The organism is Bacteroides sp. 3_2_5 (assembly GCF_000159855.2).
In the GTDB taxonomy this organism is placed as follows: domain Bacteria; phylum Bacteroidota; class Bacteroidia; order Bacteroidales; family Bacteroidaceae; genus Bacteroides; species Bacteroides fragilis.
Genome location: NZ_JH636044.1, coordinates 31116 through 56017, shown reverse-complemented (window position 1 = coordinate 56017; position 24902 = coordinate 31116). Strand labels below are relative to the sequence as shown.

Annotated in this window: 22 protein-coding genes; 15 read left to right on the top strand and 7 right to left on the bottom strand. The window is 45.1% G+C overall.

The features are described 5' to 3' along the window. Positions 1–25: 25 nt before the first annotated feature. The 3 genes from BSHG_RS17230 to BSHG_RS17240 are packed head-to-tail and all read left to right on the top strand — an operon-like array spanning position 26 to position 2910. On the top strand, positions 26–925 hold the full coding sequence (locus BSHG_RS17230) for a cation diffusion facilitator family transporter (protein ID WP_005783522.1): 900 nt from the start codon (positions 26–28) through the stop codon (positions 923–925). A 21-nt stretch (positions 926–946) separates the two neighbouring features. Next, positions 947–1954 carry an NAD-dependent epimerase/dehydratase family protein gene (locus tag BSHG_RS17235; protein ID WP_008657802.1) on the top strand — a complete coding sequence of 336 codons (1008 nt, stop codon included), beginning with the start codon at positions 947–949 and terminating at the stop codon, positions 1952–1954. Continuing rightward, positions 1945–2910, top strand: a complete 966-nt coding sequence (locus BSHG_RS17240; protein ID WP_005783517.1) for a phosphatase PAP2 family protein — start codon at positions 1945–1947, stop codon at positions 2908–2910. Before BSHG_RS17235 ends, BSHG_RS17240 begins: the two co-directional genes overlap by 10 nt. A gap of 150 nt (positions 2911–3060) precedes the next feature. On the opposite strand, the gene dusB is transcribed toward BSHG_RS17240, so the two are convergent. Then, positions 3061–4035 (bottom strand): tRNA dihydrouridine synthase DusB, encoded by a 975-nt coding sequence (dusB, locus tag BSHG_RS17245; RefSeq protein WP_005797153.1) that lies wholly within the window; start codon positions 4033–4035, stop codon positions 3061–3063. Positions 4036–4129: 94 nt separating this feature from the next. On the opposite strand from dusB, the gene BSHG_RS17250 reads away from it, so the two are divergent. The 11 genes from BSHG_RS17250 to BSHG_RS17300 all read left to right on the top strand — a co-directional run bounded on the left by BSHG_RS17250 (position 4130) and on the right by BSHG_RS17300 (position 16893). Next, on the top strand, positions 4130–4588 hold the full coding sequence (locus BSHG_RS17250) for a DUF2059 domain-containing protein (protein ID WP_005802058.1): 459 nt from the start codon (positions 4130–4132) through the stop codon (positions 4586–4588). Between the two features lie 61 nt (positions 4589–4649). Continuing rightward, positions 4650–5891, top strand: a complete 1242-nt coding sequence (locus BSHG_RS17255) for a peptidase U32 family protein (protein ID WP_005797156.1) — start codon at positions 4650–4652, stop codon at positions 5889–5891. A gap of 1 nt (position 5892) precedes the next feature. Continuing rightward, a complete protein-coding gene (locus tag BSHG_RS17260; protein WP_005783508.1) occupies positions 5893–6297 on the top strand; it encodes an acyl-CoA thioesterase in 405 nt (134 codons plus the stop codon). Beyond that, positions 6294–7415, top strand: coding sequence for a DNA-processing protein DprA (dprA, locus tag BSHG_RS17265; protein WP_008657793.1), 1122 nt, complete (start codon positions 6294–6296; stop codon positions 7413–7415). The genes BSHG_RS17260 and dprA overlap by 4 nt, the downstream gene beginning before the upstream one ends. A 551-nt stretch (positions 7416–7966) precedes the next feature. After that, positions 7967–8986: a DUF3575 domain-containing protein gene (locus BSHG_RS17270; protein WP_005783505.1), complete on the top strand. Its 1020-nt coding sequence runs from the start codon at positions 7967–7969 to the stop codon at positions 8984–8986. A gap of 33 nt (positions 8987–9019) precedes the next feature. After that, positions 9020–9934 carry a DUF5119 domain-containing protein gene (locus BSHG_RS17275; protein WP_005802061.1) on the top strand — a complete coding sequence of 305 codons (915 nt, stop codon included), beginning with the start codon at positions 9020–9022 and terminating at the stop codon, positions 9932–9934. 51 nt (positions 9935–9985) lie between these two features. Continuing rightward, positions 9986–10999: a lipoprotein gene (locus BSHG_RS17280; protein WP_008657788.1), complete on the top strand. Its 1014-nt coding sequence runs from the start codon at positions 9986–9988 to the stop codon at positions 10997–10999. Between the two features lie 130 nt (positions 11000–11129). Continuing rightward, positions 11130–11975, top strand: coding sequence for a helix-turn-helix domain-containing protein (locus tag BSHG_RS17285; RefSeq protein ID WP_005797165.1), 846 nt, complete (start codon positions 11130–11132; stop codon positions 11973–11975). 133 nt (positions 11976–12108) lie between these two features. Continuing rightward, positions 12109–14526 carry a TonB-dependent receptor gene (locus tag BSHG_RS17290; protein WP_005783497.1) on the top strand — a complete coding sequence of 806 codons (2418 nt, stop codon included), beginning with the start codon at positions 12109–12111 and terminating at the stop codon, positions 14524–14526. Positions 14527–14535: 9 nt separating this feature from the next. Then, entirely contained in the window at positions 14536–15756 is a 1221-nt protein-coding gene (locus BSHG_RS17295) for a DUF4374 domain-containing protein (protein WP_008657783.1), read from the top strand. A gap of 6 nt (positions 15757–15762) precedes the next feature. Beyond that, entirely contained in the window at positions 15763–16893 is a 1131-nt protein-coding gene (locus tag BSHG_RS17300; protein ID WP_005783493.1) for a PepSY-associated TM helix domain-containing protein, read from the top strand. Positions 16894–16973: 80 nt separating this feature from the next. On the opposite strand, the gene BSHG_RS17305 is transcribed toward BSHG_RS17300, so the two are convergent. The 4 genes from BSHG_RS17305 to BSHG_RS17320 form a co-directional block, all read right to left on the bottom strand. Then, positions 16974–17729, bottom strand: coding sequence for a succinate dehydrogenase/fumarate reductase iron-sulfur subunit (locus BSHG_RS17305; protein WP_005783491.1), 756 nt, complete (start codon positions 17727–17729; stop codon positions 16974–16976). Positions 17730–17758: 29 nt separating this feature from the next. Then, the gene (locus tag BSHG_RS17310; protein ID WP_005783490.1) at positions 17759–19702 is read right to left on the bottom strand and encodes a fumarate reductase/succinate dehydrogenase flavoprotein subunit; all 1944 of its coding nucleotides are present in this window, start codon (positions 19700–19702) and stop codon (positions 17759–17761) included. Positions 19703–19739: 37 nt separating this feature from the next. Continuing rightward, positions 19740–20432, bottom strand: a complete 693-nt coding sequence (locus tag BSHG_RS17315; protein WP_005783488.1) for a succinate dehydrogenase/fumarate reductase cytochrome b subunit — start codon at positions 20430–20432, stop codon at positions 19740–19742. Between the two features lie 679 nt (positions 20433–21111). After that, a complete protein-coding gene (locus BSHG_RS17320; RefSeq protein ID WP_005783483.1) occupies positions 21112–21987 on the bottom strand; it encodes a helix-turn-helix transcriptional regulator in 876 nt (291 codons plus the stop codon). A gap of 115 nt (positions 21988–22102) precedes the next feature. On the opposite strand from BSHG_RS17320, the gene BSHG_RS17325 reads away from it, so the two are divergent. Next, positions 22103–22726, top strand: coding sequence for a phosphatase PAP2 family protein (locus tag BSHG_RS17325; protein ID WP_005783481.1), 624 nt, complete (start codon positions 22103–22105; stop codon positions 22724–22726). An 83-nt stretch (positions 22727–22809) separates the two neighbouring features. Here the strand turns inward: BSHG_RS17325 and BSHG_RS17330 are convergent, their stop codons facing one another. Both BSHG_RS17330 and coaD read right to left on the bottom strand, forming a co-directional pair. Then, on the bottom strand, positions 22810–24432 hold the full coding sequence (locus tag BSHG_RS17330) for a S41 family peptidase (RefSeq protein ID WP_005797168.1): 1623 nt from the start codon (positions 24430–24432) through the stop codon (positions 22810–22812). A 15-nt stretch (positions 24433–24447) separates the two neighbouring features. Continuing rightward, on the bottom strand, positions 24448–24900 hold the full coding sequence (gene coaD, locus BSHG_RS17335; protein WP_005783477.1) for a pantetheine-phosphate adenylyltransferase: 453 nt from the start codon (positions 24898–24900) through the stop codon (positions 24448–24450). Positions 24901–24902 lie beyond the last annotated feature (2 nt).

The window sequence follows — 24902 nt, the reverse complement described above, 5'->3', positions numbered from 1 at the left end:
CCTCACATTATGAATAATCTAACAAATGGAAAGTGAAAAGTCTTCCAGGGAGAAGGGAATTTATAAAGTAACGATCGTGGGAAGTATCGTGAACTTCCTTTTGCTCGTTTTTAAATTCTTTGCCGGAATTGCCGGGCATAGTGCGGCTATGCTGGCCGATGCTGTCCACTCACTATCCGATTTCATCACCGATATTGTTGTCATTGTCTTTGTCCGCATTGCCGGGAAACCGGAGGATAAAGGTCACGATTACGGCCATGGCAAATACGAAACCTTGGCTACGGCCATCATCGGGTTGTTACTTCTGTGTGTCGGTTTCGGTATCTTTTGGAATGGGGCTTCGTCCATTTATACTTTTTTGCGGGGCGGACAGTTGGAGTCTCCCGGTGTAGTGGCATTGGTGGCGGCACTGGTGTCGATCGTTTCAAAGGAGATACTTTATCAGTATACAGTGATTCAGGGCAAGAAGTTGAACTCCCAGGCTGTGATAGCCAATGCCTGGCATCACCGGAGTGATGCATTGTCGTCTATCGGGACGGCCATCGGTATCGGCGGTGCCATCCTGTTGGGAGATCATTGGCGGGTGCTCGATCCGGTTGCTGCGGTGGTAGTCAGTTTCTTTATCATGAAGGTGTCTGTACGGTTGCTGATTCCGTGCGTGGACGAATTGCTTGAAAAGTCGTTGCCGGAAGATGTGGAGAAAGAGATCGAGCAGACTGTACTCTCTTTCCCGGGAGTGAGCCAGCCCCACCATTTGCGTACCCGCAGAATCGGCAATTATTATGCCATCGAATTGCATGTCCGTATGGATGGGAAGATAACTCTGGAAGAGGCACATAGTACGGCAACTGCCATTGAAAACAAGCTGAAAGAGATGTTTGGGAAAGGAACCCATGTAGGCATTCATGTGGAACCGACGAAATAATTATCATTTGACCAGAATTTTATGGAGAGTATTCTAATTACCGGAGCGAGCGGATTTATCGGCAGTTTCATTGTTCAGGAAGCATTGAAGCGCAGGTTCGGCGTCTGGGCGGGGATTCGTGCATCCAGCAGTAAGAAATACCTGAAAGAACGTAAGATCCACTTTCTTGAATTGGACTTTGCACATCCCAATGAACTGCGGGCGCAACTGTCCGGGCATAAGGGGACATATAATAAGTTCGATTATATCGTCCATTGTGCCGGCGTGACCAAATGTGCGGACAAAAGCGACTTTGACCGTGTCAACTATTTGCAGACCAAATACTTTGTCGACACGTTGCGTGAGCTCAATATGATTCCCAAGCAGTTCATCTACATCAGTACCCTGAGCGTATTCGGTCCGATACGCGAAAAGGACTATTCACCCATTAGTGAAGAAGATACTCCGGCTCCGAATACGGCTTACGGATTAAGCAAGCTGAAAGCAGAGCTCTACATTCAGAGCATACCCGGTTTTCCGTATGTCATCTATCGTCCGACGGGGGTATACGGTCCCCGGGAAGCAGACTATTTCCTGATGGCAAAATCCATCCGGCAGCATACGGACTTCTCCGTAGGGTATAAGCGGCAAGATCTGACATTTGTATATGTGAAAGATATTGTACAGGCCATTTTCCTGGGAATCGAGAAGGAGGTTTCCCGCCGCGCTTACTTTCTGTCTGACGGGAAGGTATATAAAAGCCGGGCTTTCTCCGACCTGATTCAAAAAGAATTGGGTGATCCGTTTGTTATTCACGTCAAATGTCCGTTAATTGTGCTAAAAGTCGTATCTTTGCTCGCCGAATTTATAGCGACCCGTTCGGGAAAGAGCAGCACGCTGAATTCGGACAAATATAAAATAATGAAACAAAGGAATTGGCAATGCGACATAACTCCGGCTGTGAAAGAACTGGGATATGCTCCTGAGTACGACTTGGAAAAAGGAGTGAAAGAAACAATTGCCTGGTATAAGAATGAAGGATGGCTTTAGATTTATTTAAACGTGTAGAAAGCCGTAAGGGCTTGTTTGCTGTTGAGAAGATAACATTGATATACAATCTGTTAACTTCTATCTTGATTTTATTCATGTTTCAACGAATGGATCATCCGCTCCACATGTTGTGGGACAGGGCGGTGATTGCGGCAATGACTTTTTTGCTGATGTATCTCTATCGGCTGGCTCCGTGTAAGTTTTCTGCTTTTGTACGTATCGCCATCCAGATGAGCCTTTTATCCTACTGGTATCCGGATACTTTCGAGTTCAACCGCGTCTTCCCCAATCTGGATCATTTGTTTGCTACGGCCGAGCAGTGGATGTTCGGCGGACAGCCTGCCGTATGGTTCTGTCATGCGTTTCCGCAGATGTGGGTGAGCGAGCCGTTCAACATGGGCTATTTCGCTTATTATCCTATGATTCTGGTTGTGACGTTGTTCTATTTCATCTATCGGTTCGACCTGTTTGAGAAGATGTCTTTTGTACTGGTCACCTGCTTTTTCATCTACTACCTTATTTATATATTCGTTCCGGTTGCCGGCCCTCAGTTCTATTTCCCTGCCATCGGCATGGATTCGGTTTCGCAGGGTGTCTTTCCTTCCATTGGCGATTATTTCAATCACAATCAGGAGTTGCTTCCCGGACCCGGTTATCAGCATGGATTCTTTTACAGCCTGGTGGAGGGTTCACAGCAAGTAGGAGAACGTCCGACTGCCGCTTTTCCCAGTTCGCATGTGGGCGTGTCGACCATTCTGATGATTATGGCATGGCGTGCCAGCAAGAAACTGTTTGCCTGCCTGATGCCGTTCTATCTGTTGCTTTGTGGAGCTACTGTTTACATTCAGGCACACTATCTGATTGATGCGATCGCAGGATTTGTTTCTGCTTTCGTGTTGTATGTATTGGTGACGAAGATGTTCAAGAAGTGGTTCGCAGTGCCGATGTTCAAGTGATGGGGTGGACTTACCACAGAGTAACACAGAGTCTCACAGAGAATAAATAAACTTTATTAAAATAAAGTTCGTACACATATACTAAAATAAATCTACATTAACTCTCATATCAACTATCGATTTGTCCACTCTACTCTGTGGAACTCCGTGTTACTCTGTGGTGAGTCCGTCGAATATCCGGAAGAGTTCTTCTACCGATTCGGTGCGTAGCATGGCAATGCGTGTCTCACGGAAATTGGGGATTCCTTTAAATAGGGGAGTTGCTGCCAGATGACGGCGGATATGGATGATCCCCCTGCGTTCGTCCAGTCGGGCTACACTGTTCAGCACCTCTTCGCGCAACACATCGAGGTACCACTCGAATGATTCCCGCGGAAGTTCTTCTCCGGTTTCCAGATAATGCTTCACTTCGCGGAATATCCAGGGACGGCCGATACTGCCGCGTCCTATCATAATCGCATCTACACCATATCGCTCAAAGCACTCTTTGGCACCAGCGGCCGTAGTCACATCGCCGTTTCCTATAATAGGTATGTGCATACGTGGGTTATTCTTGACTTCTCCTATCAGAGTCCAGTCTGCCTCGCCTGTATACATCTGCGCGCGGGTACGTCCGTGAATGGCCAGTGCCGCAATGCCGCAATCCTGCAGTTGCTCTGCCAGGTCCACTATTATTTTATGATCGGCATCCCATCCCAGTCGGGTTTTCACGGTGACAGGTATTTTGACTGCATCTACCACGGCACGGGTTATTTCCAGCATCTTGGGGATATTCTGCAACATGCCGGCTCCGGCCCCTTTCCCTGCTACTTTCTTTACCGGGCAACCGAAGTTGATATCCAATATATCCGGTTGTGCTTCTTCTACAATCCGGGCGGCACCCACCATGGCTTCCGTGTCTTTACCGTATATTTGAATGGCGACGGGGCGTTCTTCATCGCAGATGGTCAGTTTTTGAGTGGTTTTATTGACGGAACGTATCAAAGCATCACTCGAGACGAACTCGGTGTATACCATATCGGCTCCAAACTTTTTGCACATCAGGCGAAAAGCGGGGTCAGTGACATCCTCCATCGGAGCCAGAAATACAGGGCGTTCGCCCAGGTCTATGTGGCCTATTTTCATCTTTTTACGATTTTCTATTCATTATTTGGCTGCAAAAGTACGGAAAAAACCCCTACCTTTGCACCTCATTCATTTATTTAACTGGATAGAAATTATGAAAAAAAGACTATTTTCCATTGCTCTGTGCCTGACTTTTATCTTGTCTGCCACTTCCGTCTCGGCCCAGGATGCTGCCTACAGAGAGGCATTAAGCAAGATGCTTGAGGCTTCGGGTGCCATGACTACAGTGAAGTCGATGGTTCCGCAAATGATCGGGATGATGAAACATACTTATTCGAATGTTCCGGATGAATTCTGGAAGAGCTTCGAGGAGCAATTATCGGAGAAAGCAAACACCCAGTTTCTGGATATATACGTGTCTATCTATCACAGATACCTGACGATAAGCGACCTGAAGAAGATCACTGCATTTTATGAATCGCCGGTAGGCAAGAAGCTGGCCGAGTCCACTCCTGTGATGACTGCGGAAGCCATGGAAGCGGGCCAACAGATCGGTATGGGAATTGCCAAGGAGATAATGGCAAACCTCAAAGAAAAAGGATATGTTCAGTAAGTAGTTACGACTCCGTAACTTATAATTTGTGACTATGTATAAGATAAACGATTTTGAAATAATGGCTCCGGTTGGCTCACGCGAATCGCTCGCGGCAGCTATCCAGGCAGGAGCCGATTCTATTTATTTTGGTATTGAGAACCTGAACATGCGTGCACGTTCGGCCAATACATTTACCATCGAAGATTTACGCGAGATAGCCCGGACCTGTGATGAACATGGAATGAAGAGTTATCTGACAGTGAATACCATCATTTACGATAAGGATATCGAATTGATGCGTACCATTGTCGATGCGGCCAAGGAAGCGGGCATTTCGGCCGTGATTGCGGCTGACGTGGCAGTGATGAGCTATGCCAACAAGATTGGGCAGGAAGTACATCTGTCTACTCAATTGAATATTTCGAATGCGGAAGCCCTGAAGTTCTATGCGCAATTTGCCGATGTAGTGGTGTTGGCTCGTGAACTGAATCTGGAGCAGGTGGCGGAGATCTACCGGCAGATTCAGGAAGAGCATATCTGCGGTCCGAGTGGTGAGCTCATTCGTATCGAGATGTTCTGCCACGGTGCGCTTTGCATGGCTGTTTCGGGTAAATGCTATCTGTCATTGCACGAGATGAATCATTCGGCCAACCGGGGAGCTTGCATGCAAATCTGTCGCCGTGCTTACACCGTCCGTGACAAAGATACCGATGTAGAGCTTGAGGTTGACAATCAGTATATCATGTCGCCGAAAGACTTGAAGACCATTCACTTCATGAACAAAATGATAGATGCCGGGGTACGTGTGTTCAAGATTGAGGGCCGAGCCCGCGGTCCCGAATACGTACGTACTGTCGTCGAATGTTATAAGCAGGCCATCCGGGCATATCTGGATGATTCGTTTACCGACGAGAAGATTGCGGCATGGGATGAACGTCTGAAGACTGTATTCAACCGGGGATTCTGGGATGGCTATTATTTGGGACAGCGTTTGGGCGAATGGACCAAGAACTACGGGTCGGCAGCCACTGAGCGTAAGATATATGTGGGTAAAGGCATCAAATACTTCTCTAACATTGGTGTGGCCGAATTCTTGGTTGAAGCGGCAGAGGTAAGTGTGGGTGATAAACTGTTGATTACCGGACCTACTACCGGAGCTGTGTTTGCTACGCTTGACGAAGCTCGTGTAGATCTGAAACCGGTGGAGACTGTGAAAAAGGGAGAACACTTCTCAATGAAACTGGATAAGATACGTCCGAGTGATAAGTTATATAAATTGGTTTCGACCGAAGAACTGAAAAAATTTAAAGGGCTTGAATAAAATGGAAAAGTATATCTATGAACTTACTTTAAAGGTACGCGACTATGAGTGCGACCTGCAAGGCATTGTGAATAATGCGAATTACCAACATTATCTGGAGCATACCCGTCACGAGTTTCTTTCATCGGTAGGCGTAAGCTTTGCAAAACTGCATGAAGAGGGAGTCGATCCGGTGGTAGCCCGCATCAATATGGCTTTCAAAACCCCGTTGAAGAGTGGCGATGAATTCGTTTCCAAATTGTATATGAAGAAAGAAGGCATCAAATATGTATTCTATCAGGATATCTTTCGGAAAAGCGATGATAAAGTAGTCGTTAAGTCGACCGTAGAGACCGTATGTGTCGTTAATGGACGCTTGAGCGACAGTGAGTTATTCGATCAGATCTTCGCACCCTATCTGCAATGAGTACGGACGAAGAGCGGATATACAGCATTGCTCTGACACAAATACCGGGTGTGGGGCATATAGGTGCCAAGCGCCTGGTAGACGGTATGGGAAGTGCTACCGATGTATTTCGCTACCGTACCGAGCTGCCCGACCGTTTGCCCGGAGTGAACCGGGCGGTAGTCGCGGCATTAGACTCCCCGCAGGCCTTGAAGCGTGCCGAGCAAGAATATGAGTTTGCCCGGAATAACCGCATCTCTTGTTTTACACTGGCAGATGAAGATTATCCTTCCCGCTTACGGGAGTGTGACGATGCTCCTGTCGTGCTGTTCTTTAAAGGGAAGGCCAATCTCAATGCCTTACACATTATTAATATGGTGGGGACCCGTAATGCGACAGACTACGGGAAGCACATTTGTGTCAACTTCCTGCAAGAGTTGCAGATGCAGTGTCCGGATGTGCTTGTAGTCAGTGGATTGGCTTATGGAATCGATATCAATGCCCACCGCTCAGCACTGTCTGTCGAACTTCCTACTGTGGGGGTATTGGCTCACGGGCTGGATCGCATCTATCCGTCCCTTCACCGTAAGACAGCTATCGACATGCTTCGGCAAGGCGGATTGCTGACAGAATTTCTTTCCGGAACGAATCCGGATAAACACAACTTCATAAGTCGGAATCGCATTGTTGCCGGTATAAGTGATGCTACTATTGTGGTGGAGTCTGCCGCTAAAGGCGGTTCGCTGATTACAGCGGATATTGCCGGAAGCTATCATCGCGATTGTTTTGCTTTTCCCGGGCGGGTCACGGACGAATATTCAAAGGGATGCAACCAGTTGATACAAGATAACAAAGCTGTTTTGCTGGAGTCTGCATCGGACTTTGTGAAAGCAATGGGCTGGGACAGCGATTTGAAAAGTGTCAAGCCGGAAACCGTACAGCGAAATCTCTTTCCGGATCTGTCTGCCGAGGAACTGAGAATTGTCGATATTCTCGGAAAGCTGGGCGATCTGCAAATAAACGCATTGATGGTTCAGGCCGATATTCCCATTAATAAGATCAGTGCTATTCTGTTTGAACTTGAAATGAAAGGCGTTATTCGGGTTCTGGCAGGAGGAGTTTACCAGTTACTCAGATAAAAAAGGCAAAAAAAAAGGAGTCACGCCTGACTCCAACCTTTTGTTAACCTTAAATCTAATACTATGAAAAAAATCACTGTACAAATGTAGGTTTCTCTTATCTATTATCCAAATATTCTTCTTAATATTGGCTCTCTTTGAGTTTCTTTTACTGTTTTTTACTGTTCTCTTTTACAAGTGGGCTAAACATCGGCAATAACTCTTTTGCTTTTAACCTCCCTTCACTTTCCTTGAAAAGCTTTCTTCATTAGGTTCCCACTCTTCATAGTCTGACATGGGGATGTCGGGAGGTTTAACATGGGGGTGTCGGACGGTCTGACACCCCCATGTCGGACAACGTATGTCGTAGAGACAGATCTATTTTCTTGCTGGGATAAGTAAGTCAGGTGGTAAGTAAGAAGATTTAAGCAACGGCAGTACCCACTTTTAGAGGCCGGCATTGGCCGGAAAGCTACCCAAGTGCGGGGGTGCTTCACCGCCAAACTTGCAAATTCCTTTCAATCGTTTCACAGAAGCATTCAGAGCTTGTATTTAGCTTTGATTAAATTATTATGTATCGATTTGAACTTCTATATTTGTATTGCACAAACAGACAAATTATGGAAAACCGTATCTGCATACTGACCCTTTTTGTTTTTCTCTTTCTGCTTTCGGGAGAAAGCCGGGCCATGGTAGCAATGCCGGATGCCTGGACCAGAATGATGATTGGTGTAAACCAGAAGGATTGGTCACTGTTACGTGAAAGAGTGCAGGCTGACCTCCACGTTCCGGATCGTGAGGATGTGCTGATGTTGATCGATTATCACCGCGATGACCGGATGAAATGTGAGAATTTATTACGCAGGTTGAACGGTGGAGAAGCATACCGCTATATTATGAATAAAATCTTACCGCTTTTATATGTATACAGAGAACATTCACCTGTACCCATACCGGATGATAAAGCTGCCGGTGTGTTTTTGAGTACGGTGAATGTATTGCCCCGAGTGAAATTCGTACATCCTCAGCCGGTGGTCCCGGAAGAGGGAAAAATAGAAACACCAGTAATAATAGAACAGAGAACAGTGCTTGCACTGAAAAACAACCTGCTATACGACCTGGCATTGGCACCGAATATAGAGGTGGAAATACCATTGAACAGACGCTGGTCGGTCAATGCCGAGTATAAATGTCCGTGGTGGCTCAATAGTAGCCGGGAGTTTTGCTATCAATTGCTTTCGGGAGGCGTTGAAGGTCGTTGCTGGTTGGGCAACCGGAAGCGGAGGAACCGCTTGGCGGGACATTTCATTGGAGCTTATGCCGAAGGGGGAATTTATGATTTCCAGTTTAAAGGAGACGGCTATCAAGGAAGATATTATGCAGCTTCAGGGCTGACTTATGGATATGCAAAGCAGATTGCACGGCATCTCTCGTTTGAATTCAGCCTGGGCATAGGTTATCTGACTACGGAGTACAAGAAGTACACTCCTTATGAGGGAGACTTGGTTTGGAAAAGTAGTGCACGCTATAACTTCATAGGCCCCACCAAGGCAAAAGTATCTTTGGTGTGGCTTATAACAGCAAGGAGATGATAATGAATGAAAGATATAACAAGGTTGCTTTGCATGGTTCTCCTCTCGTTTCTGGTGGTGACGGGATGCAGCCGGCGGGATATTCTGGACGATTATCCGGTGAGTGGTGTGGAAGTGCGGCTGGATTGGAGCGGAGTGACGGAGAAGTTGCCGGAAGGAGTTCGGATTATTTTCTATCCGAAAGGGGACAACGGACGTAAAGTAGACACCTATCTGCCTGTGAAAGGAGGGCATGTAGGAGTTCCCCCTGGTATCTATTCCGTGGTAGTCTACAATTATGATACGGAAACCGTATTGGTCCGGGGTGATGAGTCATACGAGACGATTGAAACTTATACCGGTCTTTGTAATTTTGGAATTGCCGGTACAGAGAAGATGGTTTGGGGGCCTGAGGACTTTTATACGACTTGTGTGGACGAGTTGATGGTGGAAAAAAGCGATGAATCTTTGATACTGAAACTATCTCCGAAGCTGGTAGTGAAAACTTACCACTTCAGCATTAAAGTAACCGGGATTAAAAATATATCCCAAGTCTTTGGCAGTGTAGTGGGGATGGCCGATCATTATTTGTTAGGCAAAAGTTTTAGTTTGTGTGACGGCTGTCCGATCTATTTTGATGTAGTTAGGGGAAAAGATACAATCGAGGGAAGTTTTACGACTTTTGGAATCTCTCAGATCGTACGTACTCGTGCCGAGAATACGGAAGTATCTTTGAATTTGCTACTGCTGAAGGTGGATGATACAGTGCAGGAAGTGAAGGTTGATGTAACCGAAGTGATACACAAATCGGAGGCTGGTGGAGAAACTGATAAACCGGAAATTGATGTTCCTATCGAAGATGAAATAAAAGTAGATGATGTGGAAACTCCTCCGGATGGTAACGGCGGTATGAATGGGGATGTGGATGATTGGGAGGATGAAACAGATATAGTGATACCGGTGGAATGACACCGGTAGGCAGATAAAAGAGATAATTATTAATTTATAAAACATACTATTATGAAAAAGATTTTATTTGCGGCAGTTGCTGCATTGGCAATCACAGGTTGCTCACAGAATGAGGAGATTGAGAAGGCGGCGAAAACTGCGGAGATCGGGTTCAATGCGATTGTGAAGAATACCACAAGAGCGGCGGTTACCAATATGGGGAATTTAGGTAATTTTAAAGTGCACTCTTATATTACCGGAACTGCTTTTGACGGTACTACCGCTGAATTGGGTACTGCTTATATGAATGGTGTTTTGTTTGAAACAATAGATAATACAACTTGGACAAAAGCCACTTCTGATACTAAAACTTATTATTGGCCTTCGGATGCGAGTAAATCAGTGCAGTTCTTTGCGTATCCTTCTACGCTGATTAGCGATTTTAGCATTCCCGATACCGGTACTGCAGGATATCCTTCGTTTAATTATACAGTTGATAAAGAGGCCGATGAACCGGGAGATTTGGTAGTCGCATACGAAAGTAATAAAACGGCCACTTCGGAAGGTGTAAATGCAGGTAAGCTGACTTTGAATTTTAAACATATATTATCCCGAATTAATTTTGCGTATATCCCGGGAAATACAAATCTGATATATACAGTAACTGCCGTGAAGATTGCCGATATAAAAGGAGGTACAGCTAAATATACTTTTAGCGCATCAAACGGAGCATGGGATGTTACAAGTGGAACCTCTAAAGAATACACTTATACCGTTACACAGTCTCCAAATGTTGTAGAAAATAAAAGTTACTATATGCTGGGTGGCGAAGACGCATCTCTTATGTTGTTTCCTCAGGATGTAGCAAAAAAAGTAATTACTGTGACTTACACAAGTAAAGATGATGATGGAGTTCAGGTATTCAGTGGTGACAAAACAGTGACACTTCCCGACAATTCCAAATGGGAGGTAGGTAAGAATATACTCTATATTTTGACCTTGCCTGCAGGAGGTACCGAGATGACGGTTACTCCGAAGGTTAGTGAATGGAATGCAGCAGAAGACAAAGAGCAAACTGCCCAATAACCATATACCAAGAGATGTAATTGATAGCCCTGCCTTTTCGCAGGGCTATTTTTTTATTCCTTCTTTTATTGTCTTTCTAAATAATTCTCTTACATTTGTCGTAAACATACAAACAAACACACCCGTATATATGCCCAGCTCCGTTTGTGGAGATCCCATGATGTGTCAGAACTGCAAAAAGTCAGTTCCTAATGCCATTTTCCATGTTTACCATAGACGTGGTTTCCATTATCCTGCACAAAAATGTGAGGAGAATTTCATTTTGTTCCTTATCAAGGGAGAAATGCTGGTGAATAGCCGGGAGTATGCCGGAACGATGCTTAAGGCCGGAGAATTTATGCTTCAGCCCATCAGTTCGAAAATAGAAATGCTGGCCATGACCGATGTGGAATGTATCTATTATCAGTTTAATCAACCTGAATTGTTTTGTGATATCCGGTATAATCGTATCATGAAGGAGACTGATCCTCCGTTAATTCCCTCACCCTTACCCATTATTCCCGAACTTCAACATTTTCTTGAGTCTGCACGTACTTATCTGAGCGAAAAGAAGATTTGTCGGGATCTCTTATCATTAAAGCGGAAAGAGCTTGCTTTCATACTCGGTTATTTTTATTCGGATTATGACCTGGCTTCCTTGGTACATCCTCTCTCTAAATATGCTTCTTCGTTTGAGTGCTTTGTATATCAGAACTATAAGAAGGTGAAGACTGTTGAAGAGTTTGCTAAACTTGGAGGATATAGCCAGACTACATTCAGGAGGATTTTCGATAATGTTTTTCATGAGCCGGTGTATGAGTGGATGCTTAGCCGCCGCAAAGAGGAGATCATTTACGAACTTCAGAATACAGAGGCTACCATCTCTGAAATCTGTTATAAATTCGGGTTCGAATCTTTACCGCATTTCTCAAACTTCTGTAAAAAGTCATTTGGTACCTCGCCACGCAGCATTCGATTGAAGCGTTCATCCGAATGAGACAGGCCTCTGGAAGAGAGATTTTTTTTATCATTGTATTTAGGTATCGGAGTTTCGGTGAATACCTAAATATGGTGATTGTCGTCCGGTGTCGATATACGTACCTTTGCGGACTAATTAAACAGAGTGATTAATGAACCACAAAGTGTTGTACAGAGTAGCTTTATTCTGTCTTTTTTCTATGCTGTCAGCCGTTCTTATGCATGCCGGCGAACAGCAACAACAAAGTAAAGGTATAGTGACAGGTCGAATCGTCGACCAACAGAAGCAACCTTACTATCCGGTTGCAGTTGCCATTGAAGGTGTTTATATTGGCGGATATACCAACGAGAATGGAGTTTATCATATCAATGATGTGCCGGCGGGCAGTCAGACGATAGTTGTATCGGGCATAGGAGTGAAAACTAAAAAGGTGCCGATACATGTGACTGCCGGAAAAGTGAACCGGATTCCGGACATAGAGATCGATACCCAGGCGGAAGAGCTGGAAGAAGTACAGGTGATTGGAAAATCTGAAGCTCGCCGGCAGCAGGAGCAGGCGTATGCCATATCGGTACTCGACATCAAGAAAGCGTATAATAGCGCTGCACCTCTCAACAAATTATTGAACAATGTGTCGAGTGTCCGTATCCGTGAGGAAGGTGGTATGGGGTCTAACTATAATTTCAGCTTGAACGGATTTTCGGGCAATCAGGTGAAATTCTTTTTGGACGGAATACCGATGGATAATTTCGGATCGTCTTTTAACCTCGCTAATATCTCGGCTAACATGGCTGAGCGTGTAGAGGTATATAAAGGGGTATTACCTGTAAATCTGGGTGCCGATGCCTTGGGAGGAGCGGTGAATATCGTCAGCCGTAGAGATGCCAATTATCTGGATGCGACCTATTCTTTTGGCTCTTTCAATACTCATAAAGTCTCGGTGAATGGAGCCTATACCCATCTGAAAACAGGTTTCACGGTGCGTGCCAATGCTTTCTATAACTATTCCGACAATGATTATAAAGTGTTTGTGCCCATCATTGATCTGGCTACCAATAAGAAGATAGACGAGCGGTGGGTAAAGCGCTTTAATGATGCCTACCGGTCAGGAGGTATCCGCCTGGAGACGGGAATAACCAATAAGCCTTATGCCGACTATCTGCTTGCAGGCATTATTCTTTCGAAGAATGATAAAGATGTACAGACTGGTGCTACGATGGATGCCGTTTACGGTGGCGTAAAAATGAAGAGTGAATCTGTGATCCCTTCTATTCGTTATAAGAAAGACGATCTGTTTCTTGACGGACTTTCGCTGTCACTTTACGGAACGTATAATTCTGTAAATACTTTCAATGTGGATACCATCGCCCGCCGTTACAACTGGTTGGGAGAATCCGTTCCGTCTACTTCTGCAGGAGAAGGGTATTATACGGATTCCAAGATAAAGAACCGCGAATGGTTAGGAAACGGAAACATCAGTTACGTGATCGACGGTCACCAATCATTGATACTGAACCATGTGGTTTCTGCTATGCGGAGAACCATGAATGATAAAGTACGGCCGGATGATGAAAACAACAATGTACCTCAGCAACTGACTAAGAATATCACAGGCTTGGGATGGCAGATCCGCTATGATCGTTGGAATGCCAATGTATTCGGAAAGATGTATAAGTTGTACAGTTCTACCTATAAGCGGTTGGATGAATATACAGAGAATGCCCGTTGGGAAAAAGTGCGGGATCATAAAACCAATTTCGGATACGGTGCGGCGGCTACTTATTATATCTTACCCTCTTTGCAGGCTAAGTTCTCTTACGAGCATGCCTATCGTTTGCCGGAAAGTATCGAAATGTTTGGAGACGGGTTGATTCAGCAGCGGAATCCGGATTTAAAACCGGAAAGCAGCCGGAATTTGAATCTGGGGTTGAGCTTCATTCAAACTTTCGGAGCCCATCAACTTTCGGCTGATGGAAACTTCATTTATCGTTATACGACAGACTTTATCCTGAAAGGGGTCAGCCTGACCAGTAATCCGACTACCGGTTACGAGAATCTGGGTAAGGTGTTGACAAAGGGTGTTGAGGCTGCTGTCAGATATAACTATAAAGATCTGTTCCATACGGGAGCTGGTTTTACTTATCAGGACATTACCGACCGGCAGCGATATGAGAAGACGAAGGACAGCTTTGTCGGCGAAGGTATCACAGAGAATATTACCTATAAAGAGCGTTTGCCGAACATCCCTTATTTGTTTGCTAATGCCGATGCAGGGGTTCGTTTTCACGATTTGATTTGGAGAAACTCTGTGCTGACGTTTGACTATAATCTTAATTATATTCATTCGTATTATCTTTCGTTCCCGGGCTTGGGTGCAAAAAGCTCTAAAAAAGTAATCCCCGAACAGTTCTCACACGATCTGGCATTGGGGTATTCAATGGACAACGGAAAGTATAGTGTGGTTGTGGAGTGTACCAATCTGACCAATCAAAAGCTGTATGATAACTACCGCTTGCAGAAACCCGGGCGTGCCTTTAATGTGAAACTGAGATATTTCTTTAGTAAATAAAAAAGTCTGATGATTACAATGTATCGAATTTATATGTATCTCCTTGCTGCCTGCCTTTTATTGGGTGTCACGGCATGTGAAGAAGAAGGATTGGGAAATGAGGAAACTCCTTTTGCTCCCTATGTACTCAGCCTGGGTATCAATTCCAATGGGACTACCACTTATTATGTGGTTACTGCACCCGAATTGATGTCCGGAACAATCAATGCGGTGGCCAAAGGTATTGAGCAAAACGGATATCGTGATTATGAACAGGCCGGACAAACGGTGTTCAGTATTGGCGGACTGGGACTGACCAGTGCAACCGGAATTGTACGTGATGCAAACGGCTATCTGACGGAGCGTGGAGACTTTGTCTTTAACAGTTCGCTGAATGCGTTTACACAAATGGACGGGCAGAACATGATCGGCCTTGAACTTCCGGCTAATAAGGAGAGTGGGGACCAAATGACCTTATATACTGTAAATATCAGTGATGTTTCTATCACTTCTCAGGTCAAAGCTCCGGTATTTCCGCTGAATCAACTCGAATGGCCGAGTATCACGGGTATGTGTTATAGTGAAGGTAATGTGTACGTTACTTATTTTCCGATGAACCCTTCCACTTTTGAGACTTTATATACCGATACTACTTTTGTTGCGGTATACTCTTATCCGGATATGCAGTTTAAGACATTGATGAAAGATACGCGTACCGGTCCTGCCGGTTCGTGGAATGCATTTAACGGTATTTTTAAGGTAGAGTCCGGCGATATGTACATCATGTCTAATTCTGCCATTGCCAACGGGTTCTCACAAAGTACCAAGAATGCTGCTTTCCTTCGTATCCCTAAAGGTGAGACGCATTTTGATGACTACTATTTTGACTTTGAGACGGTTTCGGGAGGATTGAAACCTGCCCATATCAAATATATCGGTAATGGTCTGGTATTTGCCGAGGTCAGCACCATCGGTCCGCAGACATCCGCCGACCGTTGGGGAGATAAGAGTTTGAAATGCTGCATTATCGATCTTAATAATAAAACGGTACGTGACATTAAAGAGATTCCGGTGCATAACGGAGATGGCGGACGGCGTTTTGCCGCTCTGGTAGACGGAGGTTATGTTTATCGTCCGGTCACTACTTCAGAGGGTACTTACATTTATCAGGTAGATCCTCAGGCGGCTACTGCGGTCAGGGGAGCTAAAGTTTCAACCACGTTTGTCGGCGGTTTCTTCCGTCTGGATTGATAGGAGATGAATAAGACTTTTCGGAAGGCTTGTGCGAAACTTCATTTATGGCTTGGATTGCTTTCGGGTATTGTGGTATTCATAGTCTGCATCACCGGCTGCATGTATGCATTTAAAGACGAAATTACCGATGCCACACAACCTTGGCGCTTTGTAGCTCCATTGGAGAAAGAGTTTTTGCCGCCTTCCCGCTTACTTGCGATAGCGGATTCTGTCATGGGAGGAGCTTCGGCCACAGCCATCACTTACGGTGAAAGATCGGATGCGGCCTGGGTGGACTACTATCAGCCGGAAGCAGGGATGAGTACTGTTTTTATCAATCCGTATAGCGGACAGGTATTGAAGTCGGTAGTGAATCATAACGGTGATTTCGATTTCTTCCGGTTGGTGCTTAGCGGGCATCGCACTTTATGGCTCCCCAGGGAGATCGGGAGTCCGATTGTTGGTTACAGTGTATTGATTTTCCTCATCACCCTGATAACGGGAGTGATACTTTGGTGGCCCAGAAGCTGGACACGCAAGGCACTTGTGCAACGGTTGACTCTGAAACGCCCCTTTACCTTTTCAAGGCTTAACTTCGACCTGCATAATGTTGCGGGTTTTTATGCTGCATTGGTGCTGGCCGTATTATGTTTTACCGGATTGATATTTAGCCTGAATTGGTTTAGCAGAGGCGTGTACAGCATCACTTCGGGTGGTGAAGAGTTGAAGCCCTACGTTTTACCGGTATCCGATACATTGCAGGTTGTCAATCGTGTGACAAACCCTTTGGACAGACTTTATACTCAGCTACGGCTTGAAGAACCTGCTGCCAAGACCTTTTATTTTGCTTTACCCGGACAAGCCGATGGTGTTTACCGGGTCAGTGTTGTACATAAAAGAGGGTCTTACTACCGTACCGATAATTTGTTTTTTGACCGGTATACACTGGTTTCTTTGAAAGGAGCCGGTCCTTATGCCGGTAAATATACCGAGGCCTCTCCCGCCGATAAGTTCCGTCGTATGAATCTGGAGATTCATGACGGGCGCATCTGGGGGCTTCCTGGTAAAATTATAATGTTCCTTGCGAGCCTGACGGGTGCTTCACTTCCTGTGACCGGCTTTATCATCTGGTATCGTAAGCGCCGTAAGAGATAACACTGCTCTCCATATACAAAAATTCCCCACCGATACCGGTGGGGAATTTTCCTACTTATTAATCAAATGCTAAGTTGTGCTTAGTCTTTCAGTTTTGCGATGATGAAATCGCGGTTCAAACGAGCGATGTTGCTGATTGAAATGTTCTTCGGACACTCTGCTTCACAAGCACGTGTGTTTGTACAGTTACCGAATCCCAGTTCGTCCATCTTAGAAAGCATAGCTTTTGCACGGCGTGCTGCTTCTACTTTTCCTTGTGGAAGGAGGTTCAGCTGGCTGACCTTAGCTGATACGAACAACATGGCAGAACCATTCTTACAAGCAGCTACACAAGCACCGCAACCGATACATGCAGCGGCATCCATAGCCTCGTCGGCGATATCCTTAGAGATAAGGATAGCGTTGGCATCCTGAGGAGCACCTGTGTTTACGCTTACGTAACCACCGGCCTGCATGATCTTGTCATAAGCCGAACGGTCAACCATCAAGTCACGGATTACCGGGAAACCGGCAGAACGCCAAGGTTCAACTGTGATGGTGTCTCCATCTTTGAAGCGACGCATATACATCTGGCAGGTAGTAGCACCTGTCGCAGGTCCGTGCGGGTGTCCGTTGATGTAAAGAGAACACATGCCGCAGATACCTTCGCGGCAGTCATGGTCGAATACGATAGGTTCGCCACCGTCATTAATAATCTGTTCGTTCAGGATATCCAGCATTTCGAGGAACGACGTATCGCCCGGGATATCTTTCATTTGATATGTTTCAAAAGCACCTTTTGCTTTCGGGCCTTTCTGGCGCCATACCTTCAGTGTGAATGATATATTTTTATCCATTTTTGTTTTCCTTTAATTGATTAGCCGAATTATGACTTGTAGTTACGAGTCTGAACTTTTACGAACTGGTAGTTCAAATCTTCTTTGATCAACTCCGGTTCTGAATTTTCACCGGTGTATTTCCAGCAAGCTACGTATGAGAAGTTCTTATCGTCACGTAACGCTTCACCTTCCGGGGTCTGGTATTCGGTACGGAAGTGTCCACCGCAAGATTCTTCACGGTTCAAACCGTCGCGAGCCATCAGCATACCTACTTCAATGAAGTCGATCAGACGAAGTGCTTTTTCCAGTTCTACGTTCAGTTCGTTTACATCACCCGGGATGCGAACGTTGGTCCAGAAATCTTTCTTCACCTCTTCAATGCCTGTCAGGGCTTTCTGCAGAGATTCTTTTGTACGGGCCATACCTACGAAGTCCCACATGATGTGACCCAGTTTCTTGTGGATAGAGTCAACAGAGTGTTTTCCGTTTACGGCTTTGATCTTCTGGATCTTATCTTTCACTTCCTTTTCGGCTGCAGCAAATTCCGGCAGGTCAGTAGAGAAGCGCGGAACCTGAATCTGATCGGCCAGGTAGTTCTGGATAGTGTAAGGCAATACGAAGTATCCGTCAGCCAGACCCTGCATCAATGCAGATGCACCCAAGCGGTTAGCACCGTGGTCGGAGAAGTTGGCTTCACCGATAGCGAACAGACCCGGGATAGAAGTCATCAATTCATAATCAACCCAGATACCACCCATGGTGTAGTGGATAGCGGGGAATATCATCATCGGAGTCTTGTACGGGTTCTCGTCAGTGATTTCTTCGTACATGTCGAAGAGGTTACCATAACGGGCACGAACCACGTCCTCACCCAGACGATCGATAGCATATTTGAAATCGAGGAAGACGGCCAAACCGGTATTGTTCACACCGAAACCGGCATCACAACGTTCTTTGGCTGCACGTGAAGCAACGTCACGCGGAACAAGGTTACCGAATGCCGGGTAACGGCGTTCCAGATAGAAGTCACGGTCTTCATCAGGAATTTCGGTCGGCTTTTTAGTGCCTGCCTGCAATGCTTTGGCATCTTCAATCTTCTTCGGAACCCAGATGCGACCGTCGTTACGAAGTGATTCAGACATCAATGTCAGCTTAGACTGTTTGTCACCGTGTACGGGGATACAAGTCGGGTGAATCTGAGCGAAACAAGGATTGGCAAAATAAGCACCTTTCTTATAGCACTGGATGGCAACTGAACCGTTGGAACCCATAGCGTTGGTAGAAAGGAAGAATGCGTTTCCGTAACCACCTGTACCGATAACTACAGCGTGAGCAGCGAAACGTTCGATTTCACCGGTTACGAGGTTACGGGCAATGATACCGCGCGCACGTCCTTCAATTACAACGAGGTCGAGCATTTCGTAACGAGTGTAAAGTTTAACAGTACCTTTTTGTACCTGACGGCTCAATGCTGAATAAGCGCCCAGCAACAGCTGCTGTCCGGTCTGGCCGCGGGCATAGAACGTACGGGATACCTGTGCACCACCGAATGAACGGTTGTCAAGTGTGCCACCGTAATCGCGTGCGAAAGGTACACCCTGTGCTACGCATTGGTCGATGATAGCGTTTGATACCTCAGCCAGACGGTAAACGTTGGCTTCGCGTGCACGGTAGTCACCGCCTTTGATTGTATCGTAGAAAAGACGGTAAACCGAGTCACCATCATTTTGATAGTTTTTAGCTGCGTTGATACCACCCTGTGCTGCAATAGAGTGAGCACGGCGGGGTGAATCCTGAATACAGAAATTGAATACTCTGAAACCCATTTCGCCTAGAGAAGCGGCAGCAGATGCTCCGGCAAGTCCGGTACCTACAACGATAATGTCAAGGCGACGTTTGTTGGCAGGGTTAACAAGTTTTTGATGAGCCTTATAGTTACTCCATTTTTCGGCGAGCTGGCCTTCAGGAATTTTTGAATCTATCTTAGTCATAATGCTATTTACAATTTAATCATTTACAATTTACAATTTAGCAAGCACCGCATGCCAACGATTTAACGAAGAATACGACTACTACCAGAGCAAAGCATACAACAACGATGGTTGAATAGATGTTGGAGATGCATTTCCAGCGGTTGATCCAAATCTTGTTGTTCCAGCCCAAAGATTGCATAGAGCTCCAGAAACCATGAGTCAGGTGGAACCAAAGGGCGCCCAGCCAAACGAGGTACAGCACTACATATACAGGGTTAGAGAAAGTGTTCATGATGTGATAAACACCATCAGCAGCATAAGTTGTGTCTGCTACTCCTCCCATGTTGTGCACCAATTCAGGTAACTGCATTTTAGCCCAGAAGTTAAAGAGGTGAAGGCCCAAACCTAAGATAACGATGATACCCAGCACCAGCATGTTTTGTGATGCCCATTCCACGGTTTTAGGTTTGTCAACTACGGCGTAACGTTCGCTACCACGTGCTGCGCGATTCTGTATTGTCAGCCAGAAAGCGTAGATAATGTGAATCACGAAGAGGGCAGCCAGGCCCAGCGTAGCTACCAACGCATACCAGTTTGCTCCCAGGAACTCACAAACCAAGTTGTAACCCTCAGCCGAGATGATCGCAACAAGGTTCATCGCCATGTGAAACGTTAGAAACAGGACAAGGGCGATACCGGTAACGCTCATCACCACTTTCCTTCCTACAGATGAATTACTTAACCACATAAATGATTGATTTTAAATTATTTAATTGTTAGAACTATAATTTCTGTTTTACGAGCCTTCTTTCTCATTGTGCAAAAGTACACGAAATACATTGATTAACCAAAGAATTAAAGAAATAATTCTTTAATCCTGAATGTCCGGAGAGGATGGGGTAAACGGGACGATCGGTTGGGGGTATAAAGGATTTGTCGTGAATCTGTTAGAATAGTAAAATCTTTGTCTTTAAGAAGTTAGCTTTTGGAGTCATTATCATGCTTATATTTAATTGGTCGTTTTCCGAGGTTTCCTCTAATTCTCTTTTCTGTGCATGAATTAAGAAGAAAACAAGTCAAATGGACATCATTTATAATACTTTGTAAATAAGAGTATTACCGTACCTTCTGATATGTTTATGTGAGCCTTGCTATCTGGGCTCATGGGCACAGATATGCAGGAGGAGATAAAGAAAAGACCATTTTCACTAAAAATAGCAAGAAAAATAAAATACTCTAAGTGATATAAATGGATAGAAATATAGTTATATACATTTGGATATCAGCATGATGTATTGTATTCCAGCTCTTGTTCGGAGGGTGGAAGATTGAAATCCATTTACGTGGGAGAAGTATCCGACTGATCCGAAGAATGAGAAGGGGATTCGGATGAAGCTTTGTCCGTTATCGGGTAAAAAGAGCGGTTTCTATTCTGTTTTTAAAGCAGTAATTTTTTCACCTCTGGCTGCACGTGTACGAAGGGCACGTGGAGAGTCTCCAAAGGAAGCTTTGCAGAAATGTGCAAAATGTGATAAAGAGTCGAATCCGTAACGATTACTGATCTCGGTGATCCGTTGTTTGGTATGCTGGAGGTCTTCCAGGATGCCTTCTCTTTTCTTGCTCAGAATCCATTCGTATACAGGTACGCCATACATGTTCTTGAATAAACGGCGAAAAGTGGTAGTGGTATAGCCTCCCAGGTGTGCAAACTCCTCTACGTTTTTCACCTTTTCGTAATTCTGCATGACGAAATATTGGAAACTTTCCGTATAGCTGCTGATGGGATAGAAAAACTTGCTCAACTGGGGTATCGGGTAATAACAGATGATCAGATACATCAGTTCCTGACATTTCAGATCGATGAATGCGCCGCAAGGCATCTGTTCATCGAGGTAATCACAAATATCTTTCATGAAGTTGGTTATGCGTTGTGTCATAACCAATGGTGTATAAGTTAGCGGAGCTTCTGATTGTTGCAGGATCTCATGATAGCGCTGTTCACAGATCAGGGGTGGTTCGTTGAACCAGTACACTACATAATTTACGTCTGTCAGTGCCAGTAATTCTAATTTGGAGCCGATGGACTGGAGAATAAATTGTCCTTCACGTAGTGTGGTGCCGGGATACTCTTCACTGTTGACCAGTAATTCTCCTTGTAGTATAAACAGGATACAATTTTGTGTGCATTTGTCAGGCGGAAAATGTTGTCCTTTGGGAAACTTCCGGTGAACAAGTATGCCTTCTGTAGCTTTGGGACATTGCGCACAATCTGTCTGTCTATTACATTGAGTTTCTCTGGCCATGAATTAAAGTTAGGTGTCAGGGTAAATAATACTTAGGGAACAAAGATAGGTTTTTTTTGCGAAAACTCTGTCTTTTTAATCTATCTTTGCTGCAAAATAGTAAATTAGTAGAAAAATGAAGAAATTTGTGCTTATTTGTTTTTGTGTGCTTTCTTCGGTAGGGGGATATGCTCAGAACTGGGATATCAATACGTTACATAAAATAAACAGTCTTGATAGTAAGTTTGCGAGGAATTATAGCAAAGCCTTTTCTAAATCGGCACCTTATATTGCGGTAGGTGTACCGGTGGCGATGGCTGTATATGCAGGTATCGATAAAGATAAAGAGCTGCTGAAAGATGCCATTTACATCGGTACGAGTGTGGCCGAGGCAGTCGTGATTACGTATGGTATGAAATATGCTTTTGACCGTGAGCGTCCCTACGACCGTTATCCGGATCGGGTAGATGCACGTAGTCATGAATCGAGCCCTTCGTTTCCTTCCGGTCATACGGCAGCAGCCTTTTCACTGGCTACTTCTTTGAGTATCCGCTATCCTAAATGGTATGTGATAGCTCCATCTGCTTTTTGGGCATGTTCTGTGGGATTCTCAAGAATGAATGAAGGGGTACATTACCCGTCGGATGTAGCAGCAGGAGCTGTGATAGGGGCCGGTTGTGCAGTAGCCAATATTTATGTGAATCGCTGGCTTAACAAGTGGTTGTTCGGTGAGAAGAAGAAGGTTACAATAAGTTATTGACGACATACGGTGAATGACAAACAGACTATGCTTCCTGCAGCCTGTTCGTCATTCATCGTATATCGTTTTCCGTTATAGAAACGTTATTTCAATATCTTTTCGTACTCTTTGTCATTTAAGATTTCCAGTGCCCGCTCCACACTCTTATTGGTGGCATTCATTACTTGGAAATATTCATTCATATCCCATAAGTCACGGGCTATCAAAGCTTTCAGCTGAGCTTTAATCAGTGGCAGGGCTTTGTTGTACTGCTCTTCGTTGAATTCAATCTTTTCTTTGTCGGCAGCTTCTCTCAGGTAGTTCAATAGCTGGTCGTCGATTTCAAATTTTTCATTGAATTTCTCGAATGTCTTATATTTATCCAATAAAGCCTTTCGGTTCTTTTCAATGAAGTTCATTGTGGTTTTAATGACTACCCCTTTGGCTACCAGGTTACGGTGATAGTCGGTATATAGCGTTGTGTCTACCGGAACGAAGTAGTCCGGCATGATACCTCCTCCACCATAAACCGTACGTCCCAGTTTTTTAGTCTGGCATTTCAGTGAGTCCGGGAAGTGGATGCTGTCTGCACTGACCATTTCGCCATGATTATACCGGTCGATCAGATCCTGGTTGTATTTTTCGATGCTGCTTTCACTGCTTTTTCCTTTTCCCGGTTTTTCGTTGATGCTACTGTCATAAGGCTTTTGTATGCAACGTCCTGCAGGTGTATAGTAGCGGGCAATGGTCAGGCGGATCATAGAACCGTCCGGAAGGTCGATCGGGCGTTGAACCAGTCCTTTACCGAAAGAACGGCGTCCTACCACCACTCCTCTGTCCCAATCCTGAATGGCACCTGTCACAATCTCACTTGCCGAAGCCGAATATTCGTCTACCAATACCACCAGACGTCCGTTACGGAAGTTTCCGTTGCCTTTGGCAAAAAACTCACTGCGTTGTGCAGAACGTCCTTCTGTGTAGACAATCAGTTCTTTTTGTCCCAGGAACTCGTTTGCCAGATCGATGGCGGCATTCAGATAACCTCCTCCGTTGCCTTGCAGGTCCAGAATCAGGTCTTTCATCCCTTTTTTCTGCAACTCTTTCAGGGCTTTTAGAAACTCTTCGGCGGTAGTTGCTCCAAAACGGTTGATACGGATGTATCCTATTTTAGGCTGAATCATATAAGCGGCATCCAGGCTGAGGATTGGAATTTTATCTCGTTTTACATTAAATAAAAGCGGTTCTTTCACACCTCTGCGGATAATGGTCAGGTTTACTTTCGAATCTTTGGGGCCCCGCAGGCGTCCCATGATTTCTTCTGTTCCCATTTTTACGCCTGCTATGGCTGTGTCATTCACCGCGATGATACGGTCTCCTGCCAGGATACCTACCTTTTCGGACGGGCCATTACTCACCGGTTGTACGATGAGCAGCGTATCTTCGATCATCTGAAACTGTACACCTATCCCTTCGAAATTGCCTTGGAGCGGTTCATTCATTTTCTTCACCTCTTCGGCATCCGAATAGGTGGAATGAGGGTCGAGCTGTGCCAGCATTTCTATGATGGCCGATTCAACCAGTTTGTTTTCATTGACCGTATCTACATATAAATTAGAGATGGCGAACTCTGCCAGTTGTAATTTTCGCATGGCGGGTGAGCCAAAGTTCTGTGCCTGTAGTCCCAAAACGGAACACAAACCGATAAGCAGGTATATTATTCTTTTCATGATCACATGGGTTTATTACATTTCCATCCCTTTGGGAATGAACATACTGATATCCTTATTATAGCCAAGCAGTTCGCGGACGATGGTAGAGCTGACACAGGTCAATTCCGGTTCGGTAAATAACAGAATGGTTTCAATGCCGGCCAGTTTCCGGTTGATATCGGCAATTGTTTCTTCGTATTCGAAGTCTTTCACGGTACGGATACCGCGAACGATGAATTGGGCATCTACCTGACGGGCAAAGTCGATCGTCAGGCAATCGTAAGATTCGACCTTGATCCGGGGTTCGTCTTTATAGAACTTACGAATCATTTCCACACGTTTCTCGATCGGAAAGTATGTATTCTTGTTTTCGTTGATACCGATACCGATGACCACTTCGTCCATGAATGTCAGGGTGCGTTGAACTACGGAGTAGTGTCCGATGGTAAACGGGTCGAACGTTCCCGGAAAGATAGCTCTTCTCATGT

What these genes read in the sequence shown, in the direction of transcription:
- BSHG_RS17250 (WP_005802058.1), top strand. Translation starts at nt 4,130, where the DNA reads ATGAAAAAAAGACTATTTTCCATTGCTCTGTGCCTGACTTTTATCTTG.
- dusB (WP_005797153.1), bottom strand. Translation starts at nt 4,035, where the DNA reads ATGAAAATAGGCCACATAGACCTGGGCGAACGCCCTGTATTTCTGGCT.
- BSHG_RS17230 (WP_005783522.1), top strand. Translation starts at nt 26, where the DNA reads ATGGAAAGTGAAAAGTCTTCCAGGGAGAAGGGAATTTATAAAGTAACG.
- BSHG_RS17300 (WP_005783493.1), top strand. Translation starts at nt 15,763, where the DNA reads ATGAATAAGACTTTTCGGAAGGCTTGTGCGAAACTTCATTTATGGCTT.
- BSHG_RS17285 (WP_005797165.1), top strand. Translation starts at nt 11,130, where the DNA reads ATGCCCAGCTCCGTTTGTGGAGATCCCATGATGTGTCAGAACTGCAAA.
- BSHG_RS17255 (WP_005797156.1), top strand. Translation starts at nt 4,650, where the DNA reads ATGGCTCCGGTTGGCTCACGCGAATCGCTCGCGGCAGCTATCCAGGCA.
- BSHG_RS17310 (WP_005783490.1), bottom strand. Translation starts at nt 19,702, where the DNA reads ATGACTAAGATAGATTCAAAAATTCCTGAAGGCCAGCTCGCCGAAAAA.
- BSHG_RS17325 (WP_005783481.1), top strand. Translation starts at nt 22,103, where the DNA reads ATGAAGAAATTTGTGCTTATTTGTTTTTGTGTGCTTTCTTCGGTAGGG.
- BSHG_RS17330 (WP_005797168.1), bottom strand. Translation starts at nt 24,432, where the DNA reads ATGAAAAGAATAATATACCTGCTTATCGGTTTGTGTTCCGTTTTGGGA.
- BSHG_RS17240 (WP_005783517.1), top strand. Translation starts at nt 1,945, where the DNA reads ATGGCTTTAGATTTATTTAAACGTGTAGAAAGCCGTAAGGGCTTGTTT.
- BSHG_RS17280 (WP_008657788.1), top strand. Translation starts at nt 9,986, where the DNA reads ATGAAAAAGATTTTATTTGCGGCAGTTGCTGCATTGGCAATCACAGGT.
- BSHG_RS17290 (WP_005783497.1), top strand. Translation starts at nt 12,109, where the DNA reads ATGAACCACAAAGTGTTGTACAGAGTAGCTTTATTCTGTCTTTTTTCT.
- BSHG_RS17305 (WP_005783491.1), bottom strand. Translation starts at nt 17,729, where the DNA reads ATGGATAAAAATATATCATTCACACTGAAGGTATGGCGCCAGAAAGGC.
- BSHG_RS17270 (WP_005783505.1), top strand. Translation starts at nt 7,967, where the DNA reads ATGTATCGATTTGAACTTCTATATTTGTATTGCACAAACAGACAAATT.
- coaD (WP_005783477.1), bottom strand. Translation starts at nt 24,900, where the DNA reads ATGAGAAGAGCTATCTTTCCGGGAACGTTCGACCCGTTTACCATCGGA.
- BSHG_RS17320 (WP_005783483.1), bottom strand. Translation starts at nt 21,987, where the DNA reads ATGGCCAGAGAAACTCAATGTAATAGACAGACAGATTGTGCGCAATGT.
- BSHG_RS17235 (WP_008657802.1), top strand. Translation starts at nt 947, where the DNA reads ATGGAGAGTATTCTAATTACCGGAGCGAGCGGATTTATCGGCAGTTTC.
- BSHG_RS17275 (WP_005802061.1), top strand. Translation starts at nt 9,020, where the DNA reads ATGGTTCTCCTCTCGTTTCTGGTGGTGACGGGATGCAGCCGGCGGGAT.
- dprA (WP_008657793.1), top strand. Translation starts at nt 6,294, where the DNA reads ATGAGTACGGACGAAGAGCGGATATACAGCATTGCTCTGACACAAATA.
- BSHG_RS17295 (WP_008657783.1), top strand. Translation starts at nt 14,536, where the DNA reads ATGATTACAATGTATCGAATTTATATGTATCTCCTTGCTGCCTGCCTT.
- BSHG_RS17315 (WP_005783488.1), bottom strand. Translation starts at nt 20,432, where the DNA reads ATGTGGTTAAGTAATTCATCTGTAGGAAGGAAAGTGGTGATGAGCGTT.
- BSHG_RS17260 (WP_005783508.1), top strand. Translation starts at nt 5,893, where the DNA reads ATGGAAAAGTATATCTATGAACTTACTTTAAAGGTACGCGACTATGAG.